Origin of the sequence: Streptomyces sp. NPDC001027 (genome assembly GCF_040299045.1) — a bacterium.
Lineage (GTDB): Bacteria > Actinomycetota > Actinomycetes > Streptomycetales > Streptomycetaceae > Streptomyces.
Genome location: NZ_JBEPBI010000292.1, coordinates 1 through 8842, shown reverse-complemented (window position 1 = coordinate 8842; position 8842 = coordinate 1). Strand labels below are relative to the sequence as shown.

Here is an 8842-nt window from a genome sequence, read left to right as displayed (position 1 = left end):
CAGGAGCAGACTGCCGACGCGCCGACCTCACCGCATCAAGAACTGAGCACGTTCATCCGTACGCGGCTGTGTACGTTCACGTGTACGCCGACACCCTACGTTGAGCAGTTGCGCTGGCGTGCCCAGCGCTGCTCGCAGCACGCGGCCAGTCCGACGGTCCCCGACCTGGCGGTGGCCGACTGGGAGCCCTTCGACCCTCTGATCCACCACGAGCACATCCATGCCCGCCTTCCCGCCATCGTCCGCCGGAGGCCGTCGGGCTGCGGACCGAAGGCGGTGCGGTGATGATGCGGCACCACGCCGTCGAGATCCTGCTGACCCGGCCCCTCTCCCCCGGCGAGCTCAAGCGCGCCGGCCGCAATGTGCCGCTGGCCGTGAACGCCGACCGCACCCGGCTGATGGCCCTGCAGCGGGCCCACGGCCCGGGGAACGCTCTGCACACGCTGCGGCGCCGCCTCGACTCCCGGCTGCCCGTCGACGTGCTGAGCACGCACTACGCGGACCGCGACGGCCAGGTACGGCTCAACCTCGCGTTCAGCCGGAGCGACATGGCGGCTATCCGCCGGGCGGCCACTGCCCGGGGCCAGCGGCCGGCAGAGTTCCTCAGCCAGCAGGTGACCGCGGCTGTGGCAGCGCGGGAGCGAGATCGCCTGCATACGCTGGAGAGGCGGCTCGAGGTCCTACTCGCCGACCACACGCTCGACGAAGTCCTGGTTTGCGCCAGCAGCGCCCTGACCCGGCACCGCCGAGCGCCCCGCTGACGCAGCGCCCCCTGCGTCATCCGCCGTCACAAGCCCCGGACATGCGTGCCGTCCTCTGTCCTTCGCGGAGCCCTTGTTGCCTACGCCCACCGACGAACAGGTCCACGCCGCCGACGCCTTCCGCGCCGGCCACCACCTCGCCCTGCAGGCCAGCGCCGGCACGGGCAAGACCACCACGCTCGCCCTGCTCGCCACCAGCACCCAGCGCCGCGGCCGCTACCTCGCCTTCAACAAGAGCATCGCCCAGGACGCCGCAGCCCGCTTCCCCCGCACCGTGCAGTGCAAGACCGCGCATGCCACCGTCTACGCGGCCCTCGGCCACCGCTACACCGGCCGCCTCAACAGTCCCCACCAGCCCGCCTGGCGGGGTGCGCAAGTCATACCTCGGCCTGTCGCTCTATACCAACGACCTTTACTTCAAGGGACGATGCGGGTGTCCTTCCGCTCCGAGGTGCGGACCCTCGCGAACGAGACCGAGACGCAGTGGAAGCAGGTGCAGGCCCTGGCCTCCCGCAACCAGGCGCTCGCGGTCTTCCAGGACCCCGACATCGGCCCTGTCATCGTCTTCCCCAAGGACTACCCCGGCGACAGCGGCGATCTGCAGAGGCCGACGGACTGGACCGACTCGTACGGGCAGACTCCTGCCTCCTGGCCCACCCCGACCACCGCGCAGAGTCCGCAGTTCACGGTCGGTGACATCGCCGCCAACGAGGAGGAGGCGGGTGTCTTCGGGCGGGTCGAGTTGCGCCGGATTGCGGTGGGCAATGCGAAAGCGCTGGTGGTGTCGGTCGAGCGAAAGAACGGGTGGGTGCGCCGCGAGGCGCCGTATGACCGAGTGGAGGCGCAAGACCGTTGCCGCCGGGCCGTCGTAGCGGCCGGGTAGAAGCTGAGGGCAGTCCGAGTCGGGAACGTCGGTGAGGACGGAAAGCAGCCCTGACAACGCCGGGACGGCGCGGTACTGCCAGTCGCGTCGGGTTCGGCAAGCAAGGCCAGAAGGCGTAGACGCTGTGCCGACAGGACACGAACCTGCCGCTGGCAGTCGTGCTGCACCATCTCCCGGTGCTGCGGGGCTGAACGGCGTACTTCCGGCACGGGGTGTCGGCCGCGACCTTCCAATACCTGTCGGCCTTCACCTGACGCCAGGTCTTCGGATGGCTGCGGCGCAAGCACCGCCGGTCCAGTTGGAAGAGTTTGCGCCGTCGCTAAAGCGCGGGTCGATGGTGACCCGCCGACGACGAGGTGACCTTGTTGTTCAAGTGCGCGAAGGTGCGGACCCACCGCTACCTCTACCTCGGCAACAAGATCCTTGCTTTGGCCCAATGGGACCACGATCGCAGCGGTCGCCTGAGTGAGCTTGTGGAGAGCCGGATGCCTGGAGATCGGGCACGTCCGGTTCGGGAGGCGGGGCCGGGGAAACCCACCGACGGCAACGTCGGCAGGGCGCCCCGGTCCGACCTCACCAGATCGCCGAGCACGTCGGGCATCCAAGTCCGAAGCGGGTCCAGTGGGTCTGGTCAGCCACACCACCGCCGCACGCTGGGCCAGCCTCTACCGACTGCACGGGGCAGTTGGCCTGCACGACCGCGCCAGCAGCCCGCATCACAGTCCTCTTCGGACGTCACCCGCTGTCGAACAGCACGTCGTGCGACTGCGGCGCGAGCATCGCATCGGCCCCCTCCGGCTGGCCGCCCGATGCGGCATCGCTGCCTCAACCGCCCACCGCATCCTCGTCCGGTATGGCCTGCCCACGCTCGCTGCCTGCGACCGGGACCACCGGCGAACCCGTCCGCCGCTTTGAGCGTACCCGGTCCGTCGAACTGATCCACCTGGACGTCAGAATGGTGAGAGCCCCCGTAGGTGACAGACCTGCTCACCGCTCAAGGTGGGGATGAGCTGCCGCACTTGCGACTGCAACTGTCGGCGGGATCATGCACGGGCCGCCACGGACCCGGCCGGACGCGTTCGAGACGCTTCACTACGGGTCCACGGCGGCTATCCGTGCTCCGCTCAGGCACAGTCCTCGTCAGTGACGGGACGGTCCTTCGCGCGGATGGCGCCGGCGGGAAACCCATTCTTGTCCAGAACGTCGGCCGTCGCGGACATGGTGAAGCCGGATGAGGTGATGCGGGCGCTGCCATTGCCCCTCCAACCGTTCTCGTCCTTCACCTCGTCGGGGGTGATGGTGGTGAAATTCTCCAGAACGGCGACCGGGGTGCTGGTGACGGTGCGCTTCTTCGGTACTCGTTCGAGGAATGCGGCGGTGCGCGGCGGCACGTCGATCTTGTCCAGTTTGCTCTTGCTCACCTCCTCGCCGAAGGACCATTCTGTGGTCACTTCAGCGCTGCCACCGACCCCGAAGACGTCCTTGATGATGTTGAAGTTGAAGTTGGCGCTGACAGAAACGCTGTGGGTGATACTGCTGCTGGTCGTCAGGGCGTGGGTAATCTCCTGACCGGCCTGGGCGGCGTTGCCGCAGTTGATGATCAGGTCGGAGGTGTCGGTGGGGGCGCCCGTCGAGTCCTTCACTTCGGTCGCCGGGTACTCGCAGTGCGCGGCGACACGGGCGATCGGCGGCGAGCCCGGAGGTGTCTTGCCCACATTGCCGACGCCGTTGGTCGTGTCCGGCGACACCTCGCCGGTGTCCAGGGCGATGAAGAAGAAACCCACGTCTTGGAATGGCTTGTCCGAGGTCGGGCCTGGGCAAATGGCTGCCATCATCTTGTCGGTGTCGAAGCTTTCGGCGCCCTTGAGCTGGAAGGGCGTGGAAGCCGGGGCAGGTACGAGGGCCGCCATCGCGGCTGGAACGGCTATCACGCCGCCCGCGACAGCGAGCACCGAGCCGAGGCCGATGGCGACGACCCTGGAACGCTTCTTTTTGCGGGCATGTCCTGTGTGCACGAGTTGACCTTCCATGAAAGCAGAGCGAGCTTCTTTCCCCTCATCTTCGCAGAGGATCAGGGCATGCCGACAGGGTCAAATATCCCTCTCACGATTTTTTTCCAGACGAGGCCGCCATGAACTGAGCGCACGAGCTCGGGCAAGCTGGATAAACTTGATTTCGACACCGAAAAGAACAAAAGCGACAGCTTCGGCGCTTCTTCACGGTCGGCTTCACCTGCAACGTCCGGGACTGCGGCACCGAGACCACCGAGAAGGGTTCATCATTCACCTTCAGCGGATCCGGAGTGATGAAGAAGCATCACATCACATTTTTCAAAATATGACGGACATCGATATCCCACTGCCAGAGATCGGCGAGGTAAGCGCGACAGACGACTCTGGGGAGACGCAAAGTAAGCCTCCACGAATTCACGCAGAGACCTTCATTCAGTGCAGGCTTTCGCTGGACGATTGTGCAGTGCTGTTCCGCAACACTGTTCTCAGAATCGGGCTCATGGGGTCGTTGAGGTTGTCACCCCCAGCCACCGCAGAACCGCTTCCGTGCTTCCCCGGGTGCCGAGCTTGGCGTAGATGTCGCTGAGGTCGTTGCGGACGGTCTTCTCATTGAGCCGCGGCCCGACCCCCTGGGCACCGAGGCCGGTGGAGAGCAACTCCACGATCCGGCAGGGAGCGCAGTCGCTCAGTCGCCTCTTCCTCCTCCCCTGGCTCCGTCTGACCGCGTCCCGGAGGGCGGCACAGGCAGCGGGCGAGAGATAGGTGTGGCCGATCGTGGCGGCGACGACCGCCGAGGAGAGCATGCAGGTGCAGTAGTCGCCCTCGACCAGACAGCCGACCCCGCCCTGGAACACCTCCACCACCGTCTCGGTATCCAGCCGCGGGCTGACGACAATCACCGGCACGCTCATGGAGCCCATCTCCCTTCAGCAGCGCCACGAACGACGCCGACGGTCCTCGCAGCACAGGACCACGACGTCCACCTCGGTCTCGGGAAGCGTGCGATACGGCGGCCGGACCCGCAGCACTCCGCCGACGTATCGGTCGTCTGGGGCCAGCCAGCGTCGGGCGGCCACTGCCCCTGGGCACAGGTGAGCGCGACGGACAGGCCGTGAACGGGGCCTCGACGGGACGACCTCGACACGCGGGACCGACGCGTGGAGCCTCGGGACGGACGTGCGGGACCAGCTGAACCGGTGATACCTGCGTGCAGAGACGTTCTCACGTGCCGGGTATCGCACCTCTCAGGTCCTTCCGCCGAAGCTATGACTTCCTTGCATACGTGAAACCAGCGCAGGCTGTTCAAAGTTTCAATAACGAAGAGAAGGGAAACGCTCAGCACACGGCCAAGCGCACCCGCTGCGCCGGACTCCTCGCGGCGGCCGAGGCGGCGGGCCCAGGCCCGCCAGTACTTCAGGCGGGCGATGCCCGTGCTCGACGCGGATGCGACGTGAGTAGTGCGCTTCGCGCTGGCGCTCGCAGGTTCTCCTCCTACCAGTCCGAGGCCAACTTGCGGTGCGGTGGTGTCACGCACGCGGCTGCCAGTCTGAGCGCCCATGACTCTGCACTGGCAGCCTTCGCTGCCTCGGCCAACGGCCTGTGCCAACCCCGGGACCCCGAATTCCCGAAGGCTGCAACGACGCCTGCCCTTGGCCTCGATCAGCTCTTGCAGCATGCATGCGCTCGGCGGCCTGCAACGGCGACACCGCACCGAACACCCGAACCCCTCTTCGTACACCAGTTGCCCCACAGGCGGCTGACCGGGCGACGCCACGGCGCCAGTTCCACATGTCTGGTGTGTTGGCTGGCAGGTTCGCCCTCATGCACTCCCTTCCTTCGTCTTCCGGGCGGCACTGGGACGGCAGTCCCGTTGCCGTCCCCATGCGTCGTGCCCTGCGGGTGAACCCTGGCGGTACCAGCCGACTGATGCGCTGCGGCCAGCACAGCCTTTGCCGTGGCTGCGGCAACCGGATGATGAGGATCTGTGGAATCGGCCAGGGGTACTCGTCGCCTCACTCGGTCCGCCGTTCAACGGAGTGGGGAGTTTCAACGAGCGCGGTGCGCGTTGTCGGCCGGGGCCGCCCGCTCGTGGAGTGTGCGGGCCGTGTCGGCCGGTCAAGGGCGCATGCAGAAGGCGGTCCGGCCGTGACGCAACACCATGCCGTCGAGATCCTGCTGACCCGGCCCCTCTGCCCCGGTGAACTCAAGCGCGCCCAGCGGGCCGTACTGCTGGCCGCGAACGCTGACCGCACCCGGCTGATGGCCGTGCAGGACGCCCGCAGACGCAGTAACGCCCTGCACACGCTGCGGCGCCGCCTGGCCCCACGGCTACCCATCGACGTCTTGAGCACGCACTACCCGAACCGCACAGGGCATGTGCGGCTCAATATCGCGTTCAGCCAGAGCCGTGAGGCGGCCATCCGCCAGGCTGCAGCTTCCCGGGGCCAGCGGCCGAAGGAGTTCCTCAGCCTGCCGCCTGACCGGAGCCCTCGCCGAGCAAGAGCGCCTTCGCGCGCTGGAGGACCGGCTAGAGGTCCTGCTCGCCGACCACACCCTCGAAGAAGTGCTGACCTGCGCAGTCCGTGCCCTCAGCCACCGTGCACCGGCGGCACCATAACGCCCCTCTTCCCATGAGAGCCCCTCGGCCGCAGGCAGCCGGGCTCTCTTCATCTTCATACTCGCTGCGGAGTCTTCGTTGCCCACGCCCACCGATGAACAGATCCACGCCACTGACGCCTTCCGCGCTGGTGGCCATCTCGTCCTGCAAGCAGGCGCCGGCACCGGCAAGACGGCCACCCTCGTCATGCTCGCCGCCGCCACTCGCCGCCACGGCCGCTACCTCGCCTTCAACAAGAGCATCGCCCTCGACGCTGCGGCCCGCTTCCCCCGTACCGTGCACTGCAAGACCGCGCACGCGACCGCCTACGCGGCCCTCGGCCACCGCTACACCCACCGCCTCAACAGTCCCCGCCAGCCCGCCTGGAAGACCGGCCAGGCACTCGGCATCACCCGGCCCGTCCACATCGGAAAGCACGAGATCAGCGCCAGGTCGCTGTCCAACGCCGTGCTGCGCACCGTGACCCGCTTCTGCTACTCCGCCGACCGTACCCTGGCCCGCCACCACGTCCCACCGCTGCGCCGTCTGGGGACACCCGACGAGCACGCCCAGCTCGCCGAAGCAATCCTGCCGTTTGCCCGCCGCGCCTGGGCGGACCTGCACAACCCTGATCAGGGAGCAGTCCGCTTCGAACACGATCACTACCTGAAGATGTGGGCCCTGACCGAACCGCGCATCGACGCCGACTTCCTGCTCCTCGACGAGGCCCAGGACACCAACCCCGTGCTGGAACAGGTCTTCTCCGCCCAGCGCGACCACACGCAGCTCGTCATGGTCGGCGACTCCGCACAGGCAATCTACGGCTGGCGAGGCGCCCGCGACGTCATGACCGGCTTCGACGCCACGCACCTCACCCTCACACGCTCCTTCCGCTTCGGCCCTCTGATCGCCGAACAGGCAAACCGGTGGCTCGAACTCGCCGAGGCCCCCATCCGTCTGACCGGCACCGAGACGGTCCCCACCAGGGTCGGAAGTCTCGACCGCCCGGACGCGGTGCTGTGCCGCACCAACATCGGCGCCATGACCGAAGTCATGCGCCTGCTCGCCGACGGCCGACGCGTCGCCCTGGCCCGCGGCGCACAGGCGCTGGCCACGCTGGCGCTCGCCGCCCGCGACCTCAAAGAGGGCCGCCCCACCGCCCATCCCGAACTTGTCCTCTTCGGCTCCTGGTGCCAGCTGCAGGAGTACGCCGAACACGACCCCTCCGGACGTGACCTACAGCCCTTCGTCAACCTCGTCGACACCCACGGACCCGACGCCATCCTCTCCGCGATCAACCAGCTCACCGACGAGACAAACGCCAATGTCACCGTCTCCACCGCGCACACCGCCAAGGGCCGCGAATGGCCAGCTGTGAGAATCGCCGACGACTTCCCCCCGCCCAAGGACACAGATCAGCACGACGCCCAGGGCCGCCCCATCCCCGAACCCGTCAGCGGCACCGACGCCCGCCTCGCCTATGTCGCCGTCACCCGCGGCCGTCACCACCTCGACCTCGGCGGCCTCTCCTGGATCAACACCCACCCCTCCCCCGGCCCTCCAAGGGCTGAGTGAACTCCACGCAGTCCAGGCCGCCGTCACACCGCTGCGGCATCCGCCGCCTGGGCGTGCGGCCGACGCAGGGGCTGCACAAACAGGGAGGGTGGGTAACATCCCCCATCAACCGCGCAGTCGTCTGCTCGAAGGGAACTGACATGACCGAGACGCCAGTGGAGACAACCGAGCTCAAAGCGCAGTACAGCGCCCAGGTCACCGCCGACCTCGAGCGCAACACCAAGGAGCAAGACCGTCTCCTCGGGGAGATCGACGCCCTGCAGGAGCAACTGAGCACCCTGCAGCAGGACCACGCCATACTGGTGAACATTCAGCAGGCCCTCGGCATCGTCACACCCGAGCCCACCGCCTCGGCCGAAGATGCCGCAGCGGCCTCCGTTCCGCAGCCTAAGACCGGCACCGCCCCGAGGGTCGGCAAGCAAACCCGGCCGAGGAAGACCACCTCCCCTCAGGACAGCAAGCAGACGAAAGCGAAGGCGAACACGAAGAAGAACGCCGCCAAGACCGCTGCCCCGAAGCAGACAGCTCAGCCCACCCTCGTCGAACTCATCCGCCGCCACCTCACCGAACAGAGCGAACCACGCTCCGCGGCCGAGGTCGCCGCCGCGCTCACCCAGGCCCACCCCGACCGCCGGATCCAGACCAACGTCGTGCGTACCACCCTCGAAGGGCTCGTCGCCAAGAGCAACGCACAGCGCGTCAAACAAGGCTCGTCCGTGTACTACACCTCCCATGACGCATCCGAGTCGCCAGCAACCGCTCCGAGTGTGCCGGACTCAGAAGAGGTCAATGGCTGACAGGGCTGTGACAACTCCATGCAGACGCTGATTTCCTCCGCCGAGGCAGCGGCGACGCACCCCCTGCAAATTCCGCAGCCCTCCCGGCCGCATACGTACCGGGACTGTAAATCGTTGGGACTTTAGTGCTGGATTCCTCTTTCGCTGGGTATATGTCCTGGTGGCGGGGTAGTTGAGGGTGCTCGGGGGCGGGTGCTGGGCAATGGTTTTATGGGCAC

At 67.3% G+C, this 8842-nt stretch carries 5 protein-coding genes and 3 pseudogenes; 6 read left to right on the top strand and 2 right to left on the bottom strand.

Going from position 1 to position 8842, the window contains the following annotated elements:
• The 4 genes and pseudogenes from ABT300_RS38340 to ABT300_RS38325 all read left to right on the top strand — a co-directional run.
• Nucleotides 1–285: pseudogene (locus ABT300_RS38340) on the top strand (DUF6083 domain-containing protein); the annotation flags it as partial.
• Nucleotides 285–761 (top strand): hypothetical protein, encoded by a 477-nt coding sequence (locus ABT300_RS38335; RefSeq protein WP_351686114.1) that lies wholly within the window; start codon nt 285–287, stop codon nt 759–761. The pseudogene ABT300_RS38340 and the gene ABT300_RS38335, both read left to right, overlap by 1 nt.
• 76 nt (nt 762–837) lie before the next feature.
• Nucleotides 838–1143, top strand: a pseudogene (locus ABT300_RS38330) (DNA helicase); the annotation flags it as partial.
• 1131 nt (nt 1144–2274) lie between these two features.
• A pseudogene (locus ABT300_RS38325) lies at nt 2275–2644 on the top strand (helix-turn-helix domain-containing protein); the annotation flags it as partial.
• Between the two features lie 124 nt (nt 2645–2768).
• On the opposite strand, the gene ABT300_RS38320 reads toward ABT300_RS38325, so the two are convergent.
• Both ABT300_RS38320 and ABT300_RS38315 read right to left on the bottom strand, forming a co-directional pair.
• Nucleotides 2769–3674, bottom strand: coding sequence for a hypothetical protein (locus tag ABT300_RS38320; RefSeq protein ID WP_351686111.1), 906 nt, complete (start codon nt 3672–3674; stop codon nt 2769–2771).
• A 479-nt stretch (nt 3675–4153) separates the two neighbouring features.
• Nucleotides 4154–4567 (bottom strand): DNA-binding response regulator, encoded by a 414-nt coding sequence (locus tag ABT300_RS38315; protein WP_351686108.1) that lies wholly within the window; start codon nt 4565–4567, stop codon nt 4154–4156.
• 1784 nt (nt 4568–6351) lie between these two features.
• Between ABT300_RS38315 and ABT300_RS38310 the strand changes: the two genes are divergently transcribed.
• On the top strand, nt 6352–7827 hold the full coding sequence (locus tag ABT300_RS38310; protein WP_351686105.1) for a UvrD-helicase domain-containing protein: 1476 nt from the start codon (nt 6352–6354) through the stop codon (nt 7825–7827).
• Between the two features lie 140 nt (nt 7828–7967).
• On the top strand, nt 7968–8624 hold the full coding sequence (locus ABT300_RS38305) for a hypothetical protein (protein WP_351686102.1): 657 nt from the start codon (nt 7968–7970) through the stop codon (nt 8622–8624).
• Nucleotides 8625–8842 lie beyond the last annotated feature (218 nt).